Here is a 19,070-nt window from a genome sequence, read left to right on the forward strand (position 1 = left end):
TTCGTTTTAGTTAATCCCTAACGACCTATGGTAGCAGTTGAAAAGTACATCCGAAAACTTCTTTACGAGCAGGATTGTGTGATCATCCCGGAACTGGGTGGTTTGTTGACGCACCATATCAATGCTCAGTACAATAGTGCATCCGGTATGTTTTCACCTTCTCAAAAGCGAGTGGCTTTTAACGAGGTACTGAAGCTGGATGATGGACTGCTTACTTTCTATATCTCGGTGAATGAAAAAATCAGCCGGGAAGAAGCTATGTCATGTGTGAAGAAGTACACGGAAACACTGCGTGCTTCACTGCGTGAAGAAGGAAAGGCTGCTATACCGGGTGTGGGGGATTTTCGGAATAATTCGGAGGGAAAGCTGGTGTTTGAGCCGGATAGTACTCAGAACTTTAACGTAGACTGGTTTGGATTTCAGTCAATTAAGGCGGTTGAGTTAAAGGCGAATGCTTCCTCATATGTGGAAGAGCCCGTACTACATCCTGCTCCTGTTTTCGAAGCTATCGCTGCTACCGAAGTAGAAACCGAAGAAGAAGAAATGACCGAAGAAGAAGTCACAACCCGTAAGACCCGTTGGGGATGGAGCGGCTGGGCTGCGGCTGCCGCTGCGGCAGGTATGGCTTTCTATCTGAGCGTATTTTATGCGCCCAGTGGTACCAACAGTATGCTGAGTACGCTGAACCCATTCTATGGTGTATCGGAGTACGTACAGACTACCATGGCCGAGAAACAGATCGCTGAGTCCAAAGATGATCTGACCATTGAGATAGAAGACGATCTGGTGATTGCTCCGGAAGAAACTCTGGTAGCTGATGAGCAGCAGGCAACTGTACCTGCTCAGCCGGTATCGGCTAAGGTTGCCATTGCTGAGCCCCAAAAGGTAGCCGATCTGGCACCGAAGGCGGCAAGCCCGGTAGTAACTCCCGTTGACAACGTTGTTAAGAAATTTTACGTCATTGCCGGAAGCTTCGAAAGCATGAAAAACGCCCAGATACTGCTGACGCAACTGCAGCAGGGAGGTTTCGCCAATGCTTTCATTATGGAACAGAAAGGAAACGGCCTCATCAAGGTATCAGCCCAGGGATATGACAGCATGAATGAAGCCTATAACAACCTGGAAGCCGTAGAGAAAGTAGCAGGCGAGGGGGTCTGGGTATATAAGAATCGACTTTAGAATAACTTATAAATCGGAGAAAGGAGCCAAACGGCTCCTTTTTTTGTTTATACACGAAATAGCCATAATTTTACGTTATACCGAAAATTTCAGACTGGAACTATGACTCTATCAACCGCCGAAGATCGTGAACGCATAGCCATTTCGTGGGCCTTGTCTTTTGCCTGTACAGTGGCAGTCCTTACTATCTTCTTCTTTATCCGGCTTAATCGTAATACACCCAAGACAGGTCCTATGGAGCTGATGGTGGAAGTGAACTACGGTACGGATAATGTCGGAAGCGGTGATCTGCAGACATTCAATAAGGCGAATGATTCCAAGGTCAATGAGAACATGCGCCGTGAAGCCGAAACTGTAGAGCGCAAGTCAGTAGCTACGCCTCCGCGTCCTACACCTCCGGCTCCGCGCACTGAGACGGTCAAGCCTACTACCACGCGTGCTACCGAGAAGGTGATCACCAGCAAAACCGAAAGCCCCGTAGAAGAGCCGGAGCGTACCGAATCCAAAAAAGTAGCAACCAGCGCCAGCTCATCCAATACACCAGTAGCCAAGCCGGCTCCGGAGAAGCCTATCAACCGTGATGCTTTATTCACGAAATCATCAGGAAGCTCATCCGGGAGCAATGGTACTACGGGTACCAAGAGTGGTGTCGGGGGAAACAACAACGGTGACGATGCCAGTGGTGTGGGTGATAAGGGAGCCCGTGAGGGAAGCCTCTACTCCAAATCCTACAAAGGTGGCGGCGGTGGTGGTACCGGCGTAGGTCTTGACCTGGCTGGTTGGGGATGGTCACGTCCTCCTCAGGTAAATGACAACTCGGATGCCACCGGTGATATTACTTTTAAGATTGTAGTGGGTAGCAACGGGCGCGTAAAGAACGTAATTACCCTGAGCTCAACCGTCACTGACTACGCCGTAGTCAATCAGTATAAAAATGCGGTAAGAGCGCTTACCTTTGTTGCCAAAGCTGCCAACGTACCCGATGAATCAGTAGGTACGATCACCTTTAAAATCCGCTCCAACTAAGTCAGAGTATATGACCTATAATGAAGCCATAGAGTACCTTTATAGTAGACTTCCTATATTTCAGAATCAAGGGGCCCGTGCTTACAAGCCGGGCCTTCATACTACCTACCAGTTCTGCGAACGCCTCGGTAACCCCCAGCAGAAGTTTCGATCCGTCCATGTAGCCGGTACCAATGGCAAGGGAAGTACCTCCCATATGCTGGCTTCAGTGCTGCAGACAGCTGGTTACCATACCGGGCTCTATACATCGCCTCATCTCAAATCATTTACCGAGCGTATACGCATTGACGGCACTCCGGTTGATGAAGGGTACATTGTTCAGTTTGTGACAGATCATCAGGAATTTATCGAGACGGTAAAGCCTTCCTTCTTTGAGGTGACCGTAGCCATGGCCTTTGATTATTTTGCTAAGATGGAGGTAGATGTAGCGGTGGTAGAAGTGGGTATGGGGGGACGTCTTGACTCTACCAATGTAATCATACCCGAGTTATCCGTAATAACCAACATCAGCTATGATCACATGCAGTACCTGGGCAATACACTACCGGAAATAGCCCGCGAAAAAGCCGGGATCATCAAGTATGGAGTACCGGTAGTGATCAGTGAAAGGCAGGACGAAGTGGTGGCACAGGTATTTCAGGAAGTGGCCGGTCAGCAGGAGGCGCCCATCACCTTTGCTTCGGACCTTCTGGATGTGCTGGATTCTCAGTATTTCGACGGGAAGTTGTTGGTTCAGATACAGGACAAACAGACAGGTACTTCAAAATATAAAGATCTGGCCCTGGAACTGGCGGGGATCTATCAGCTTAAAAATATCAAAGGGGTAGTAGCCGCTCTGGAAATCCTTCGGGAGAAAGGCTGGGCTATCCCTGATGAAGCTCTTCGGGGAGGCCTGGCAACTACGGCTTCGCTGACAGGGCTGAAAGGTCGCTGGCAAAAACTTTCTGACGCGCCCCTTATCCTTTGTGATACGGCCCATAACGCGGCCGGTATTTCCTCAGTACTGGAACAGTTGAGCAGCCTGCCCGCCCGGAGCCGTCGGTTTGTACTGGGCTTTGTGTCGGATAAAGATGTTTCTTCCGTACTGAAACTGTTTCCCAAAGATGCTTTCTACTATTTTTGTGCTCCTTCCAATATGCGGGCCCTGGACGCATCCAAACTACTCGCCTTGGCCGGGAGTGAAGGATTAGAGGGGAAAGCTTTCCAGGATGTAAATATAGCCCTTTCGGAGGCTGTTAAGGAGGCAGATCCCGACGATGTCATCTATGTGGGTGGCAGTACCTTTGTAGTAGCAGATTTAAATACAATATAAGAGTGGCAAGAAAGAAATCCATTTACTATCAGTTTTCCAATCAGGCAGATAATGTAATCGAAGACGGTAAACCTCTTTACACAACCATCAAGGGAAGGTGGAATGAGATGTACTTCAAAAACAACAACCCCATCGTCCTGGAGCTTGCGTGCGGAAAGGGGGAGTATACGGTAGGTCTGGCCCGCTTATTCCCTAATAAAAATTTCATTGGTGTCGATATCAAAGGTGACCGGATCGCCAGGGGAAGTATGGAAGCCATAAACGCCAACCTTACCAATGTGGCATTTCTGCGGGCCGGTATTCGTTTCCTCGACGAATTTTTTGCAGAAAACGAAGTGGATGAGATTTGGCTGGTGCATCCCGATCCCAAAGTAAGGCAGCGGGAGGAAAACCAGCGGCTGACCAATCAGAACTTTTTGTCGTACTACGCTACCTACCTCAAGGATAACGGTATCTTCCATCTCAAGACCGACAGTCCCTTTCTGTACGATTACACTCTTTCCTCCATACAGGAAGCTGAACACTACCAGATCCAGCAGTACACCAACGATCTGTACAAGTCAGAACTCTACGCCGACCATTTTGGTATTACGACCCACTACGAAAAAATATTCGTGCAGAAGGGGTATACCATCAACTACATCAAGGCTCAAATAAAAAAACAGACACCTTAACGGGTGTCTGTTTTCCTAACGATGTAAAGTATCCTACTTTAACTCCTTACTTGTTAATAAGTTGTGCAAAGTAGTTAACGGTACGTACCAGTTGAGATACATACGACATTTCGTTGTCATACCAGCTCACTACGCGTACCAGTTGAGTATCTCCAACCTTTGATACCTTTGTCTGAGTACCATCGAACAGTGAACCGAAGCTGATACCGATGATATCGCTGCTCACGATTTCATCTTCAGTGTAGCCAAAGCTTTCGTTCGCCGCAGCCTTCATAGCAGCGTTCACTTCGTCAGCTGTAACAGCTTTACCTACGATACAGGTTAGCTCGGTCAGGGAACCCGTCAGTGTAGGAACACGCTGAGCTGATCCATCCAGTTTGCCTTTCAGATTAGGGAGCACCAATCCAATAGCTTTAGCAGCACCGGTACTGTTAGGTACTATGTTCTGAGCAGCCGCACGTGCTCTTCTCAGGTCACCCTTAGCGTGAGGAGCATCTTGTGTGTTCTGATCGTTGGTATAAGCGTGTACAGTAGTCATCAAACCATTGATGATGCCGTACTGCTGATCGAGTACCTGCGCCATTGGAGCAAGACAGTTGGTAGTACACGATGCACAGCTGATGATAGACTCTGAACCATCCAGAATGTCGTGGTTTACGTTGAACACGATCGTCTTAAGATCACCGGTAGCAGGAGCGGAGATAACCACTTTCTTAGCACCAGCAGTAAGGTGTGCAGAAGCTTTATCTTTATCAGCAAAGAAACCAGTACACTCAAGTACTACATCTACATCATGCTGTCCCCAGGGTATCTGTGCCGGATCCCTTTGCGCGTAGATATTTATTTCTTCTCCGTTTACGCTTATTGAATTCTCAGAGGCTGTAACCTCAGCATTAAATCTGCCCTGGGCAGTATCATATTTCAACAAATGTGCTAGTACCGAAGGACTTGTAAGGTCGTTGATAGCTACTACATCAATTCCTTCCATGTCAAAGATTTGACGGTACACAAGACGACCAATACGTCCGAAACCGTTAATAGCGACTTTTACTTTTGTCATGATTCTGTAATGATTTTGATTTACGGGGCAATAATAGCAAAAAGCACGCTAGAAAGGAAGAAGTGTAGGTATTATTAAGATGAGGTATATAGTAGTATCGTTGGATAATATCTATAGTAACAGAGATTAGTATAAAACTAACGACACTGATAGTGATATTAGCGCTTAGTTAGTAATTTAGTAATAATAAAGCTACTATATTTAGTATTAGCTTGCTTTTTAAAACTAAAAATAATAGTATAAAGTTTGTCTTTATAATGTCTCTTACTATAGATACTACCAAAGTCTTAATACAAGCTCATAGTACAGTCTAGTTAAGTACTTCGTATTCTTCCAGATTCAGGAAACGTATGCGACGATCAATGGGATTCTCGGCCGCTACGGCTTTATGTCTCAGATTCGTCGCGACACTATCCGGCGCCGGTTTGGAGACAACGCGGGTTAGTAATATATGACCACTAGCTTGTAGTAAGTGAATCTGCAGTACCATATAGAATTTTATAGAGGCTCTGGCATAATAATTTTCTTTGATAGTATATAACCTTATCGGACTAAATGATCCAGGCAAGGGGATATAGCCCTACAATTGGTCAATTAATAGTCGAAGGCTTTTCTATATTCCATTATATGGAGTATTTTTATGTAGCCATTGATAGGGGGGAATAAGCAACTGGTAGGATCAGCTAAAGCAGTACTACCAGCTGGCCCTAGGGAGAAAACAGAAAGAGCTACCAAGGCTCTACCTGTACTCTCTATGCAAAAGTTCTTTTCATTGATGCTAGTACATATACCTGATTATCGAAGCACTTGTATATGTACATTTACTATCTGCAATACAAAAGCATCATATTAAGCCTTCGAAATTTTCACGCTACTAGTATGTCCAATCTAATTCACTTATTATTTTCATAAGTACTTATATATCAACGTTTTAAATATATTACATTAATCTATTACTTTAAACATGGAGTTACAGTCTATCATTGAAGAATGCTGGTCAAACCGGGAATTACTGAAAGAAGCATCTACTGTTGAAGCTATTAAAAGCATCATTGAAGAAGTCGATAAAGGAAGACTACGGGTAGCTGAGCCACAACCGGATGGTACGTGGGAAGTGAAAGAATGGGTAAAAAAGGCAATCATTCTTTATTTCCCCATTCAGAAGATGGAAGTGAGCGAAGTAGGCATATTTGAGTACCATGATAAAATGAAACTTAAATCGGGATACGAAGCCCTAGGGGTACGCGTAGTTCCACCGGCCGTAGCCCGCTATGGTGCCTATATATCTAAAGGAGTTATATTGATGCCATCCTATGTGAATATCGGAGCCTATGTAGACGAAGGTACCATGGTTGATACTTGGGCTACTGTGGGAAGCTGTGCACAGATCGGAAAGAATGTTCACCTCAGTGGGGGAGTAGGTATTGGTGGTGTTCTGGAGCCCGTACAGGCATCTCCTGTAATTATTGAAGATGGTGCTTTTATCGGCTCTCGTTGTATTGTGGTAGAAGGTGCTCATATTGGCGCAAGAGCTGTACTGGGAGCCGGTGTAACAATCACTGGTAGCTCTAAGATCATCGATGTGACAGGCTCCGAACCGGTAGAATACAAAGGCTTCGTTCCAGCCGATTCAGTAGTTATTCCAGGTACACTTCCTAAAGAGTTTGCTGCCGGCACGTACCATGTTCCCTGTGCTCTTATCATAGGAAAGCGTAAGCCCAGCACTGATCTGAAAACTTCGCTAAATAATGCGCTGAGAGATAATAATGTAGCAGTTTAATTTTAGCACAAGTCTGTTCAGGTACACAGACTTGTTTAGCGTTGTAATCTCATTTTGTAACAACCCAAGGTGCTATTCTTCAATAGCACCTTTTTTTATTCCTTCTCCCATACAATCCCTGACAAAATAGAGGATAGTCTATCTTTTCGGTACATGTACCTCATTATCAAGATGTTTACATTTGTGAATGTACCCGCAAAGGGAAAGTTTACGATTCCACACCCTGTCGTGTACATTAATAACTTACTGTTATTTACATTTATAAATTAAGCCATTGCGTTTTATAAATTTAAATTTTACATTTGTGCTATACCATTTACAATTATAGCTATGGATTTAAATGACAAGATTAAACAAATACTGGTTGACAAAAATATATCACCCTCACACTTTGCAGATGAGATTGGTGTACAGCGATCCAGTATTTCGCACATTCTAGCGGGCCGAAACAGGCCTAGTCTGGATATTGTACAGAAAATAATGAAAAGGTACCCCGATTTGGGCCTGGATTGGATCCTGGAAGACGAAGAAAATACTCCGGCCAGACGGGAAGTAAACCGCTATGAGACTGATACTTATAGCCCTAAAAGCCGCCAAAGTACCCCTGTGTATAACGCGTCAGAATTGAACAGAGAACAAAGGCCCGTAGGAAGAGACGTACAAACAAATGTAGCGAAGCCTGAAGCGCCCGAAGAAACAGAAAAATCTATCGAACGTATCCTGATTTTTTATACCGATGGGACCTTCCGGGAGTACACACCGGGGCGTTAAGTTTTAGTCGAAAGGGAGCTGAACCGGGCAAGATCTCAAAGGAAAATCAGAGCCAAAAGTAGCAGGGGTTATCCAGTTGGATAGCCCTTTTTTTGTTCCTCAGATGTACCTGCCGAAAGAGTGATCTTCACTACAAAATGCTACATCTATTGTATGAATCGCTTGCCTCGATCTTTCGTGCATACATCCTAATGAACTAATTAATGAATTTTAATTAGACTAATTAAAAATAATTTATACAAATGTTCCTTACTTAAACTTCGTTAATGATTTATTAGTAATGGACTGATGGTCAGATCATTAACATTTTAACGTTCCACGTGGATTCGTAACTGCTTAATAATTAAGCAATTAACACAGAAGCCTAATAAGCCTGTGGAAAGGTGTATACAGTATATTAGATTTGATAAATTAATAACTGCAGATCCGTTGAAAATACAAATAATCCAGCGCGTACAGGAGCAATAAAATTACCGGTACAGGAGGAGTGAAGGGGCTTAGTGAAGTACCAGAATCTGCCCCTTGAAAGTCTGGAAGGGAGCCTTAATTATATAGATATAGCTCCCCGGCTCGACTACTTTTCCTTTATAAAAACCATCCCAGGGACTGCCATAACCGCGGGAGTAGAATACGGTTTCACCCCATCGATTGAAGATTTGAATTTCTTCCACCTGCTGTACAGCATTAGCAATTTCAAACGTGTCATTAATCCCGTCGCCATTCGGGCTGAAGGCATCCGGTATATACAGCTTATCAAATACGTTGATTAGGATGGTGGCTTCGTCGAAGCAGCCCAGAGCGGTTTGTACACGTACGGTATAGGTGGTCGTTTCGGTAGGGATTACATGTGGATTCTGCACTGCGATATCGTCAACCCCTGCTGAAGGCGCCCAATTGAAATACAGATCAGCACTCGATGATGCTACCACAGGGAACAACTGAACGCTCTTGCCCAGTTGGACACCCATCGAAGCAGGAAGCTTTACATCTACGGTTTCCTCCTTTACTACTACTGTATCCGTGGCAGCACAGCCCGTATTGTCCTCTGATACCCGTAGTACATACATACCTGGTGCCTTAACCGAACAGGTTGGATCCGAGATGTTCATCTTTTGGTTTTCCATAAACCACCCGTAGCTATGCCCGGGTGTTCGGCTGCCGTCATTAGCCGTAAGTAATAGTGCTTGGCCAGTACAGAATGCATCTGCTAAGGAATGAATGGTGGCTGGGGGAGGAGTGCCATAACTAACACGTACGGGTAGAGAAGCCGTATCGCGTGAACATATGGTCTTAAAGCTTTTCACAACGGTGTACTTCCCGGTATCCTGTACGGTAATCTTGTTTGTAGTAGCACCTGGTATATTCTGTCCGTTGAGCTGCCATTGATACGCCCAATCCGGCGACTTACTGGTAGCCAGCTCAATGGGCTTTTCCGGACAAAAAGATACATCTACGGCATTCTGGTTGTTATAGGTAATGGTAGGTTCGGGGGGAGTAGTCTGGCTACATTCTATCACTAATAGCTGAAAATCGCGCCGTACGAGGCCGATCCGCCTGCCGTTGCGGTATTCTTCACATTGTACAGCAAATACGTATAAACCCAGAGAATTGGCCGTTACAGACAACTCTCCGGTACTGGCATTGATCTGTAAGGAAGGATTGCCAGGAATAACATTAGTTAGTGAAATACCGGGCGCCCACATGACTGATGGATAACCCCGCTTGGGTGAATCGTCACCAATAGGAAAGGTACGGGAGGTATTCCCGCGGAGTGGCACCACCAGGCTGTACCGTAACTCATCCCCATCCTGATCCGTAGCCCCCATATTCAGCTTAAATGGCTGATCCTTGCAGATATAGGCGCCATTGGGCAGATTAAAGCGGGGAGAAGCATCCTGCTCCGTTAGGGGTGGTATTTCCAGATAAAAGGTCATTCCGCTGTCGCCAGGCTGGATGATATTATTAATATCATCATTACGACAGCAGCGTTCCCACACCAAGTAGTAGCCTTCAGGATCGTTATAGCTGGCAGCATTGAGGGTAATAAATCCTGAGTAGGTACCTTCCAGCGTCCGTAGGGATCGAAAGGCAGCGCAGGCGCGATTCTGGTATGAAATATTACGGGCTGAAACAAACGATATAGTAGTGCGGCCCATGAGGCGGTTGTCACGCTTGCGATACAAGAGTACTTCGGCCGTCTGGTCACGATTCATACCGGAAAGGGTATTCTCATCCCAGTACTGTATCATTGTGATTTCGTAGCGATTGGGTGTTGCCGTGGGTCTGAACGCCAATTCGCCACCTACGATGTGTCTTGCCCAGGCTATCTGAGCTATGCACAATAAAAGGACCAGTATATATATAGGTAGTAAACGTCTTCCTCTCATACGCTCTATTGTTGCTTAACACGTTCATATATATCAAAATACAACAATCACTCTATCTTACTCACAAAAGCTGTCCCAATACAGCGTACCGGTTACATATATTACATCAGCACATAGGCATTGCGGCCACCGGCATAGGCAAGTGGTGTAAGAAAGTAGGAGGGAGTAGTGAACGGACAGAGAGGAGTTTTAGGAATCTAGCTGTAGATCCGGACCTTTTACTGGCTAATAGCTTGCTATCTACTGCAGGTAATAAGAGCTCTTCACCCAGACGGTTAGGTCATCCCGTACCTGTGAACTAAGATAGGGCAGGAACAATCCAATGGATACAGCAACATAGTGTTTAACCTGCTCTGAATCTTCAATGTTTCTTCTGTGTGGCATTTTTGCATATCTTATCCAGCTATCCGAGAGGATAAAAAACTGTTCGAAAAGAACCGGAAACAGCTCCTTATCTACCTGCTGTGCGAAGATTCCATTTTCTTTAAATTTTTCGAATACTTCCATAAATAGCTCCCGCCGCCTCTCTATGAGCTGTATGTAAGCATTGTATAGTCTGGTGTATTTCTGTAATACTGCCAGCGGCTCGGTAAAGAAAAAACCATACGCATACATGATCCTAAAGCTCTTACTTACAGGCTCAATTATTGCCTGGGCGATCGAGTCATGCACTGTTTTTTCACTAGCAACTGCTAAGATTGCTTCATCCATTTCAGCAAAAACCGCCAGGAGGAGATCCTCTTTTGTACGGAAGTAGTACCTTAAATGTCCGTCGCTGATGGATAATTGGTCCGCTATATCCCGAAGCGAACTGTTCTTGATTCCTTTCGTATTAAATACTCCTATAGCACTAGCTATGATTGTTTCTCTCATTATAGCTCTTTTGAGCTAATGTACTCAAAGTTTATTTATATTTGCGTTAGCTCAATTGAGCTAACTATAAATAATGGTTCTTGGTCATGAAAAGAATAGTCATAATCGGTGGTGGTATTGGCGGACTAACGACTGCCATAGCCCTGAGAAGCAAAGGGTTTAAGTGCGATGTATACGAAAGGAGTCCTGCCTTTGAGGAAGTAGGAGCAGCCATAAGCGTTTGGCCCAATGCGTTACGTGTCTTCCGAAAGTTAGGCATACTGGAAGATGTACTGGAAAAATGCGGGGAGATAAAGGAAGCCTACATCAAGACCAGCAAGGGAAAGGTACTGACCCGTACCCGACCCGTGTATGATCTACCGGCAGTATGTACCCACAGGGCTGATCTTCTGGATGCACTTTTGAAGCATTTACCCCAGGAAAACCTGCATCCGGGTCACGAGCTATCAGGCTTTAATACCCGTAAGGATGGAGCTGTACATATTAGCTTTACCAACGGAATAGAAGTTGCGGCTGATCTGGTGATTGGTGCCGATGGTATCAATTCAATGGTTAGAAAGAAAATACTAGGTGATGGTGCGCCTCTGTACAGGGGGTATGCCATCTGGAGGGGTATTGCTAAACTTCCGTTAGATCAGGGGTACGGCAGCGAAACACTGGGTTTGGGAAATAGAGTAGGTATTGTTCCGATACGGGAGGGACTCTTTGGCTGGTGGGCTACCGCAAATGAACCTCAGGGACAAAGTGACGAGCCAGAAGGCACCTTAAATAAGCTGAAAAGAATATTTGGTGACTGGCATGATCCCATACCTGCCTTATTTGATAACACACCAGCCATTATTAAAAACAGTCTCTACGATCGACCACCAACCAGCGGATGGAGTAAAGGTAACGCGGTTCTACTGGGCGACTCGGCGCATCCGACTACACCAAACCTGGGGCAAGGTGCCTGCATGGCTATCGAAGGTGCGTACTTGCTGGCGGAGAGCCTATACAGGTATGGTATTTCAGAGCAAGCGTTAAAGGTGTATGAACAGGCGCATTTTCAGCGGACAAAGTCAATTACCAATAACAGTCTAATGATCGGCTGGCTTGGGCAGCTGCAAAATCCTCTGGCGGCAAGTATTAGAAATTTGTTTTTCTATGTGCAGCCCGAAAAAGCCAGCTTGGCCATTCTGGATAAGTACTTCGGGCACGACGTAACGAGCATCGATATGTAAGTTTCATTGATCCATACACCTTATCTCTTACTCCAATACCCATGTCACCATCAACTGCCTGTATTTCTTACCCGATAGATATATGGTATATAGAATTACATATATATGTATATAGCTCTCAGCAATACCTAATTTTGATTGTTATATAATTTATATTATGTTAAGTATGCATTTTAGAACTACTCTATTATCTGTACTCTCTGCTTCTATCTATATCTCTTAACTATACGTATCTATTAACAACTCATGTCTAACGACTTGCTCGATGTTTATGACCTAATTCTGAATTATAGTCATAATCGCTCTCAACCACTCACTAGTTACCAGTTCTATCCACATGGTATTACCTTCTGCTGCCACTGCATCCTTTCCCCTCACAGCTCCAGGTACCTGTACCAAATGCTACCTACTTAACATAATGAAGCCTCACCCTCCTGAACGTCCCCTTCTCTGCTTTGCCGACAGAAAACTCAGGCGCTGAGATTTTAATATATACACCAACGGTACAGCCCTATACATTCTGCGCAAATCTCAGGAGCCATACTATATACTATTTGTCCAGTTATTTATTTAAAAATTAAGCGATTGCGGCTCAAGAAATGCACCCGTAAATTGACCCTCCCAGAATTAATTTTTGAGGCAAATGGTACTAAAACCACTTTTACAGCTACAAAATAAGCGTTTTTGTATACTAAGGTAAGAATAACAGCCCTACTCCTTTGACTATTGCCTAGGCAATAGTTGTACTTAGTCCTATTTTATACTCACAGCGACCTGACCTGGTGAGTCTACTTTTATTTGACTATAAAGTATTGTCCTGTCAATGTACTTCGAAAGATAAGGGAACAAAAAAAGGCGCCTACCACGTAGGCGCCTTTTTTTGTAAGCTATTGCTTGGATTACTCAGTTACACAAGCAACATTTTTGCCCTGGAACTGGGCCAGAATGTTGTTCAGTGTCTCAAGGGTATCCTTAGCTTCGCCAGCAGCATTTGCCTGTACAGCTTTCTCGAAATAAGGCTTAGCTTTCTGGAAGCGACCACATACGCGGCCTTCTACTTCCTTACCCTTCTGCTGATACTCCTGCATGTTCATGTTATCTACTACCTTCTTAAGCTCAACGGCCTCGTTGAAATAGAAAACACCCAGGTTGTACAGTGCATCGTAGTTGGCAGGATCAGCCTGAAGAGCTTTCTGATACGTAGAAGTAGCCAGTTCTTTCACAGACTTCTGCTTTGTCTTCATCTGATCCAGCTCAGCCTGCAGGCTTGACTTATCTGTATTAGCAGACGCTTCGGCAGCAGCTTTAGCATCAGCTTCCAGCTTCGTTACATTTTGTCTTGCTTCGTTACGTGACTGAGTTACCTGATCCAGCTGACGCTTCAGATCGGCATTTTTAGGCTGAGCCTTGATACGAGCGTTCAATCTCTTGATCTCACCTTCGAATACTTCTACTTTACCTTTTTCGTCTTCGAGCTGCTTCTGTAGTCCGGCACCCTTGCTGGTTGATGCGCCCAGTTTCTCTTCGGCCTCACGAATCTGGTTGGTCAGCTTGATGTTGCTGTTATCGTAAAGGATAGCCAGGTTCACCAGGTTCTGTACGTTGTTAGGATCTTTAGCGATGAGTTCCTGCAGCTGGCTGATCGCCTGATCTTCCTTACCCGAAGCCAGCAGTATGTTTACTACTTCGGCTTTCAGATCGCGGTTATCAGGTGAGCGCTCAATACCTTTCTGCAGCGTGGCAATGGCTTTGTCATTGTCTTTGGCACCACGGTACAGCTGAGCCAGACCGTAATAAACGCTGGGGTCTTTACCACCATTGTTGATGTAAGACTCAAAGCTGTTCATAGCCAGGTCGTTCTTACCGCTCTGCTGGGCAGCAATACCACCATACAGCGCCGCCAGTGTATCCTTAGGATTCAGCTGCTGGGCCATCTGGAAGTTCTTAAGCGCATCGTTCATATTTCTGTTCTGATACTTCTCAGCACCCTGCTTTACGAAAGCACTGTACAGGTTAGTACCTTCGCCAGCGCTTAGTACCTTCTGGGCTTCCTTAGCACTACGGCCAGGCTCCCCTTTCTTCGTAACATCCAGCTCAACTACTTTCTTATACGCTTCGTAAGCAGTCAATGCCGCATTAGAGTCAACCTGGCTAAACTGTAAAGCAATGTTTTCGTACGTCTTGGCACGATCCATCCACGTAGCTGCTTTTGCACTGGCTTTTGGATCTTCAATACTTTTATCGCTTTTCTCCTTGTCTTTGCGAGCCTGATCCAACATAGCCTGGTTTAGTGCATCCTGCGCAAAGGACGCAGTAATGCTAAACAGGCTAAACGCAGAAACAAAAAATAGTTTTTTCATAAAAGTTGGGATTGGTTGTGATTAATGGTATTTATTACGTGGTTTTAGATTATTTATTGTCTAAAAGTTATTCAGCCACTTCATCCGTTGCTTCATCTGCCGCGGTATCGTCACCATCGTAGACTCCATTGTCCGAAGCTGATGCCTCTATCAGCCCATCTTCAGATGTGCCCTCGGTTGGTACATTACCTTCTTCCACTACTTCTTCTTTCAGAATGCGGGTTACTGATGAAATCTCATCGGTTCCACTGAGACGGATCAGCTTAACGCCCTGGGTATTACGGCCGGCCTGACGAATATCGGTCACATCCATGCGAATGGCGATACCGTTACGCGTGATGATCATGAGGTCATCCTGCTCGGTCACTTCCTTAATTGCTACCAGGTTACCTACCTTCTCGGTGGCATTCAGTGTATAAACTCCTTTACCACCCCTATTTGTTATACGGTAATCATCAATGGGTGAGCGTTTGCCAAAGCCATTCTTGGAAACTACCAGTAGCTGAGCATCCTCACGGCTGATACACACCATTCCTACTACCTTGCTGATACCGTCTTCCGACTCCAGGTTGATACCCCGTACACCGGCCGCCGTACGGCCCATCGGGCGTACGCCCTTCTCGTTGAAGCGAACAGCTCTACCCGCACTGGAAGCAATCACGATGTCGTTGTTGCCATTGGTAAGAGCTACGTTGAGGAGGCGGTCACCATCATTGATGGAGATAGCGATGATACCATTCTGACGTGGACGGGAGAATGCCTCGAGCAAGGTCTTCTTGATGGTACCCTGCTCAGTACACATGATGATGTAGTTATTGTTGATGTAATCTTCATCACTGAGTGTACGCACATTGATTACCGAACGGATGCTGTCACCCGACTCGATACTGATCAGGTTCTGAATGGGCCGGCCTTTGGCATTCTTACTTCCCTCGGGAATTTCGTATACCTTGAGCCAGTACAGCTTACCAAACTCCGTAAAGATGAGCAGGTAGTTAAGCATAGTAGCCGAGAAGAGGTGCTCCGTAAAGTCTTCTTCCTTGGTCTTGGCTCCGCGGGCTCCTACTCCACCCCGGCTCTGGGTCCGGTACTCACTCAGCGGCGTACGCTTGATATAGCCCTGCTGTGAAATGGTAATGAGCATTTCTTCGTCAGCGATCATATCTTCGTCGCTGAACTCTTCGGCCGCGTACTCGATCTTGGTACGGCGATCATCACCGTAGCGTTCACGTACTTCGGTAAGCTCAGCCTTGATGATATCAAACTTACGGGTCTCATTAGCCAGGATGTCACGCAGGTCGGTGATCAGTGCCATGATCTCGTCGTATTCCTTCACGATCTTATCACGCTCCAGACCAGTCAGACGCTGCAGACGCAGATCCAGTATAGCCTTGGCCTGTACTTCGCTCAGAGCAAAGTTTTCGATCAGACCGTTCTTGGCCGTCTCCGGATCACGGGCACTGCGGATCAGGTTGATCACCGCATCCAGGTTGTCCAGCGCGATAAGCAAACCTTGTAGTATGTGCGCCCGCTTTTCGGCTTCGCGTAGCTCATACTCGGTACGACGAGTCACTACCACCAACCGGTGTTCTACATAGTGCTTGATCAGATCTTTCAGGTTCAGGATCATTGGACGACCCTTTACCAGCGCTACGTTGTTAACCCCAAAGGAAGTCTGCAGAGGCGTGTACTTATACAGGTGGTTAAGTACTATATTAGGTATAGCATCTTTTTTAAGATCAAATACCACCCGCATACCATCACGGTCAGACTCATCGCGGATGTCCGAGATACCCTCGAGTTTCTTTTCGTTGATCAGACCTGCGATACGCTCGATCATCGCTGCCTTGTTGGTCATGTACGGAATCTCCGTTACGATGATCTGCTCCTTACCTGTCTTGGAAACATCGAAGTGAGCATTGGCCCGGATTACTACCCGTCCGCGGCCCGTTTCGAAAGCCGAGCGAACACCCTGGTACCCGTAGATAGTACCACCCGTCGGGAAATCCGGCGCTTTGATAAACTCCATCAGCTCCTGGATGGTGATATCATTGTTATTGATGTAAGCAATGACGCCATCCACTACTTCTGTCAGGTTGTGCGGAGCCATGTTGGTAGCCATACCCACGGCAATACCCGACGAACCATTAACCAGCAGGTTAGGGAACTTGGAAGGAAGTACGGAAGGCTCCTGCAGCGAGTCATCAAAGTTCGACTGGAAGTCAACCGTATCTTTATTTATATCATTGAGTAGTTCGTCAGCAATACGCTTAAGACGGGCCTCAGTATAACGCATGGCCGCCGGTGAGTCACCATCTACCGAACCAAAGTTACCCTGACCGTCAACGAGTGGGTAGCGCAGCGACCAGTCCTGGGCCATACGCACCATGGTATCATACACCGACGAGTCACCGTGTGGGTGGTACTTACCCAGCACTTCCCCAACTATACGTGCTGACTTTTTGTAAGGTTTATTGTAGTTAACTCCTAGTTCTGACATCCCGAACAGTACCCGCCGGTGTACCGGCTTAAGTCCGTCGCGAACATCAGGCAAAGCGCGGGAGATGATAACCGACATTGAGTAGTCAATGTAGGCTCCCCGCATTTCATCCTCTATATTAATAGGGATGATGTTTTCACTTGAAGATTCTGCCATAAATAAATTGAAACAGGAACGAAATTATAAAGTTGATGAGCTGAGTTTTTTACAACGGCTTAGCTATAATGTACAATTTATTAGTGTACAAACAATCAAATTTCGTGATTTTTAATGGTTTAACCAAACTTTAGAATATGCTCTTATAGAACATAATTATCCAAGTTTATATTCCCGTGCGAGGGTAGAATATGATAAATAACAGCAACTAGTTTTTAAACTATAACTAGCTGTCTATATGTTTATTACATTTTACAAATAACAGGTTTTTCTCACCGTTCAGCCCCTTGTCAGCTTCTTGCCAGAAAACCGGTTCTACAGATTTTTTCCAATATTTCTTACGGGTCCGATCCGCAGCTGAAAGTAGTCGGATTTTAGCTTCTTTAGTACCAACTATTTAGAATTCGGGATGTATTCACTTATTTAGGACGTTAATCCTAAATCCAATCCTCAGTCTATGCCTTTACTTCTTACCTTTCTGGCCATCCTGTGCCTGGTTCTTTTTATTGCATGGTTAAAACTTGACACATTTATTTCCTTCTTACTCGTATCCATCGGCCTTGGTCTGGCGGGCGGTATGGATGTACCTTCGCTGGGACTAGCAATTCAGAAAGGCATCGGAGGTACCCTGGGCGACCTGGTCCTGATTGTTGGTTTCGGAGCTATGCTGGGTAAGATCGTAGCTGATAGCGGTGCCGCCCAGCGTATAACAGATGCGCTCATTGGCATATTCGGCCGTAAAAATATCCAGTGGGGACTGGCACTGGCCGGCTTTGTCATTGGTATTCCGCTTTTCTATAATGCCGGCTTTGTCATCGTGATTCCCCTGATCTTCATGATCTCAACGTCGGCCAACCTGCCGGTACTGTACGTAGGGGTGCCCATGCTGGCGGCGCTGTCGGTGGCGCACGGCTACCTGCCCCCGCACCCATCGCCTTCGGCCATTGCCACTCAAGTCAACGCGGACCTGGGAAGGACGTTGCTCTTCGGTATCATCGTATCGCTGCCGGCCATTGCTATCGCGGGACCTATTTTTGGTAAAACACTCAAACGCTTTCACCCCCAGCCCGATCCGGACCTTTTCAACGTCACGCCCCGTCCGAAACATGAACTACCCAGCCTGGGCATCAGCGCCCTGGCTGCCCTGCTGCCCGTATTCCTTCTGACCAGTATGTCTGGCGTGAAAGAAATGTTTCCTGGGAATAACGTTATTGCCCTATTTGCTGAGCCTTACTTTGGTATGCTGGCCTCAGTACTGTTTGCCGCTTACTTCCTGGGTATTCGCCGGGGTATGCGTATGCCTATGCTTACCAAGTCGTTTGAGGAGGCATTCAAAGGGGTATCGGTCATTCTGTTGATTATTGCCGGTGCGGGGGTATTCAAGCAGGTCATGACCGAGAGCGGCGTGAGCCAGTACATTGCCGAAGGTTTGAAAGGTATAGCCATTCCCCCGCTGATACTGGCCTGGGGTATTGCGGCCATCATCCGGGTGTGCGTGGGTTCAGCTACCGTAGCCGGACTGACTACCGTAGGTATCCTGGCCCCGATGCTCACGCAGCAGGCCGCTCCGCCTGAGCTGATGGTACTTTCCATCGGAGCTGGTAGCCTGATGTTCTCCCACCTGAACGACGGGGGCTTCTGGCTATTCAAAGAGTACTTTAACCTTAGCATAAAAGAAACCATTCTGACCTGGTCGCTGATGGAAACCATCGTATCCATCGTAGGACTTCTGGGTGTACTTATTCTCGATATCTTTATCTAATCTCTACATT

At 46.0% G+C, this 19,070-nt stretch carries 14 protein-coding genes and 1 pseudogene; 9 read left to right on the forward strand and 6 right to left on the reverse strand.

The annotated features are described in order from the left end of the window. Positions 1 to 27 precede the first annotated feature (27 nt). The 4 genes from JTN23_RS17790 (at position 28) to trmB (ending at position 4,191) form a co-directional block, all read left to right on the forward strand. Positions 28 to 1,179 (forward strand): HU domain-containing protein, encoded by a 1,152-nt coding sequence (locus JTN23_RS17790; protein ID WP_247236376.1) that lies wholly within the window; start codon positions 28 to 30, stop codon positions 1,177 to 1,179. A gap of 102 nt (positions 1,180 to 1,281) precedes the next feature. After that, entirely contained in the window at positions 1,282 to 2,205 is a 924-nt protein-coding gene (locus tag JTN23_RS17795; protein WP_247236377.1) for a hypothetical protein, read from the forward strand. A gap of 10 nt (positions 2,206 to 2,215) precedes the next feature. Next, entirely contained in the window at positions 2,216 to 3,517 is a 1,302-nt protein-coding gene (locus tag JTN23_RS17800) for a bifunctional folylpolyglutamate synthase/dihydrofolate synthase (protein ID WP_247236378.1), read from the forward strand. 2 nt (positions 3,518 to 3,519) lie between these two features. Continuing rightward, complete coding sequence (trmB, locus tag JTN23_RS17805; RefSeq protein WP_247236379.1) at positions 3,520 to 4,191, forward strand: tRNA (guanosine(46)-N7)-methyltransferase TrmB; 672 nt, start codon at positions 3,520 to 3,522, stop codon at positions 4,189 to 4,191. Positions 4,192 to 4,237: 46 nt separating this feature from the next. Here trmB and gap read toward each other — a convergent pair whose 3' ends face one another. Both gap and JTN23_RS17815 read right to left on the reverse strand, forming a co-directional pair. Then, the gene (gap, locus tag JTN23_RS17810; protein ID WP_247236380.1) at positions 4,238 to 5,251 is read right to left on the reverse strand and encodes a type I glyceraldehyde-3-phosphate dehydrogenase; all 1,014 of its coding nucleotides are present in this window, start codon (positions 5,249 to 5,251) and stop codon (positions 4,238 to 4,240) included. Between the two features lie 310 nt (positions 5,252 to 5,561). Then, on the reverse strand, positions 5,562 to 5,741 hold the full coding sequence (locus tag JTN23_RS17815) for a hypothetical protein (protein WP_247236381.1): 180 nt from the start codon (positions 5,739 to 5,741) through the stop codon (positions 5,562 to 5,564). Between the two features lie 474 nt (positions 5,742 to 6,215). Here JTN23_RS17815 and JTN23_RS17820 point away from each other — a divergent pair, with 474 nt between their 5' ends. The 3 genes and pseudogenes from JTN23_RS17820 to JTN23_RS17825 all read left to right on the forward strand — a co-directional run bounded on the left by JTN23_RS17820 (position 6,216) and on the right by JTN23_RS17825 (position 7,802). Further along, positions 6,216 to 7,031 (forward strand): 2,3,4,5-tetrahydropyridine-2,6-dicarboxylate N-succinyltransferase, encoded by an 816-nt coding sequence (locus JTN23_RS17820; protein WP_247236382.1) that lies wholly within the window; start codon positions 6,216 to 6,218, stop codon positions 7,029 to 7,031. Between the two features lie 330 nt (positions 7,032 to 7,361). Then, positions 7,362 to 7,484 (forward strand): annotated as a pseudogene (locus tag JTN23_RS26050) (XRE family transcriptional regulator); the annotation flags it as partial. Between the two features lie 27 nt (positions 7,485 to 7,511). Further along, positions 7,512 to 7,802 carry a hypothetical protein gene (locus JTN23_RS17825; protein ID WP_409049460.1) on the forward strand — a complete coding sequence of 97 codons (291 nt, stop codon included), beginning with the start codon at positions 7,512 to 7,514 and terminating at the stop codon, positions 7,800 to 7,802. Between the two features lie 497 nt (positions 7,803 to 8,299). Here the strand turns inward: JTN23_RS17825 and JTN23_RS17830 are convergent, their stop codons facing one another. Next, positions 8,300 to 10,189 carry a T9SS type B sorting domain-containing protein gene (locus tag JTN23_RS17830; RefSeq protein WP_247236384.1) on the reverse strand — a complete coding sequence of 630 codons (1,890 nt, stop codon included), beginning with the start codon at positions 10,187 to 10,189 and terminating at the stop codon, positions 8,300 to 8,302. A gap of 240 nt (positions 10,190 to 10,429) precedes the next feature. Continuing rightward, positions 10,430 to 11,062, reverse strand: a complete 633-nt coding sequence (locus JTN23_RS17835) for a TetR/AcrR family transcriptional regulator (RefSeq protein WP_247236385.1) — start codon at positions 11,060 to 11,062, stop codon at positions 10,430 to 10,432. Positions 11,063 to 11,148: 86 nt separating this feature from the next. Here JTN23_RS17835 and JTN23_RS17840 point away from each other — a divergent pair, with 86 nt between their 5' ends. Then, a complete protein-coding gene (locus tag JTN23_RS17840; protein ID WP_247236386.1) occupies positions 11,149 to 12,282 on the forward strand; it encodes an FAD-dependent monooxygenase in 1,134 nt (377 codons plus the stop codon). A gap of 899 nt (positions 12,283 to 13,181) precedes the next feature. Here the strand turns inward: JTN23_RS17840 and JTN23_RS17845 are convergent. Both JTN23_RS17845 and gyrA read right to left on the reverse strand, forming a co-directional pair. Next, entirely contained in the window at positions 13,182 to 14,642 is a 1,461-nt protein-coding gene (locus JTN23_RS17845) for a tetratricopeptide repeat protein (protein ID WP_247236387.1), read from the reverse strand. A gap of 67 nt (positions 14,643 to 14,709) precedes the next feature. Next, positions 14,710 to 17,298, reverse strand: a complete 2,589-nt coding sequence (gyrA, locus tag JTN23_RS17850; RefSeq protein WP_247236388.1) for a DNA gyrase subunit A — start codon at positions 17,296 to 17,298, stop codon at positions 14,710 to 14,712. A 457-nt stretch (positions 17,299 to 17,755) separates the two neighbouring features. Between gyrA and JTN23_RS17855 the strand changes: the two genes are divergently transcribed. Further along, positions 17,756 to 19,060: a gluconate:H+ symporter gene (locus JTN23_RS17855; RefSeq protein WP_247236389.1), complete on the forward strand. Its 1,305-nt coding sequence runs from the start codon at positions 17,756 to 17,758 to the stop codon at positions 19,058 to 19,060. Positions 19,061 to 19,070 lie beyond the last annotated feature (10 nt).

Origin of the sequence: Telluribacter roseus (assembly GCF_017355915.2) — a bacterium.
In the GTDB taxonomy this organism is placed as follows: Bacteria; Bacteroidota; Bacteroidia; order Cytophagales; family Spirosomataceae; genus Telluribacter.

Excerpts from the sequence above, each read along its gene's own strand:
- JTN23_RS17790 (WP_247236376.1), top strand. The coding sequence starts at position 28 with ATGGTAGCAGTTGAAAAGTACATCCGAAAACTTCTTTACGAGCAGGAT.
- gap (WP_247236380.1), bottom strand. The coding sequence starts at position 5,251 with ATGACAAAAGTAAAAGTCGCTATTAACGGTTTCGGACGTATTGGTCGT.
- JTN23_RS17815 (WP_247236381.1), bottom strand. The coding sequence starts at position 5,741 with ATGGTACTGCAGATTCACTTACTACAAGCTAGTGGTCATATATTACTA.
- JTN23_RS17845 (WP_247236387.1), bottom strand. The coding sequence starts at position 14,642 with ATGAAAAAACTATTTTTTGTTTCTGCGTTTAGCCTGTTTAGCATTACT.
- JTN23_RS17840 (WP_247236386.1), top strand. The coding sequence starts at position 11,149 with ATGAAAAGAATAGTCATAATCGGTGGTGGTATTGGCGGACTAACGACT.
- JTN23_RS17825 (WP_409049460.1), top strand. The coding sequence starts at position 7,512 with ATGAAAAGGTACCCCGATTTGGGCCTGGATTGGATCCTGGAAGACGAA.
- JTN23_RS17820 (WP_247236382.1), top strand. The coding sequence starts at position 6,216 with ATGGAGTTACAGTCTATCATTGAAGAATGCTGGTCAAACCGGGAATTA.
- JTN23_RS17795 (WP_247236377.1), top strand. The coding sequence starts at position 1,282 with ATGACTCTATCAACCGCCGAAGATCGTGAACGCATAGCCATTTCGTGG.
- JTN23_RS17830 (WP_247236384.1), bottom strand. The coding sequence starts at position 10,189 with ATGAGAGGAAGACGTTTACTACCTATATATATACTGGTCCTTTTATTG.
- JTN23_RS17800 (WP_247236378.1), top strand. The coding sequence starts at position 2,216 with ATGACCTATAATGAAGCCATAGAGTACCTTTATAGTAGACTTCCTATA.
- JTN23_RS17835 (WP_247236385.1), bottom strand. The coding sequence starts at position 11,062 with ATGAGAGAAACAATCATAGCTAGTGCTATAGGAGTATTTAATACGAAA.
- JTN23_RS17855 (WP_247236389.1), top strand. The coding sequence starts at position 17,756 with ATGCCTTTACTTCTTACCTTTCTGGCCATCCTGTGCCTGGTTCTTTTT.
- gyrA (WP_247236388.1), bottom strand. The coding sequence starts at position 17,298 with ATGGCAGAATCTTCAAGTGAAAACATCATCCCTATTAATATAGAGGAT.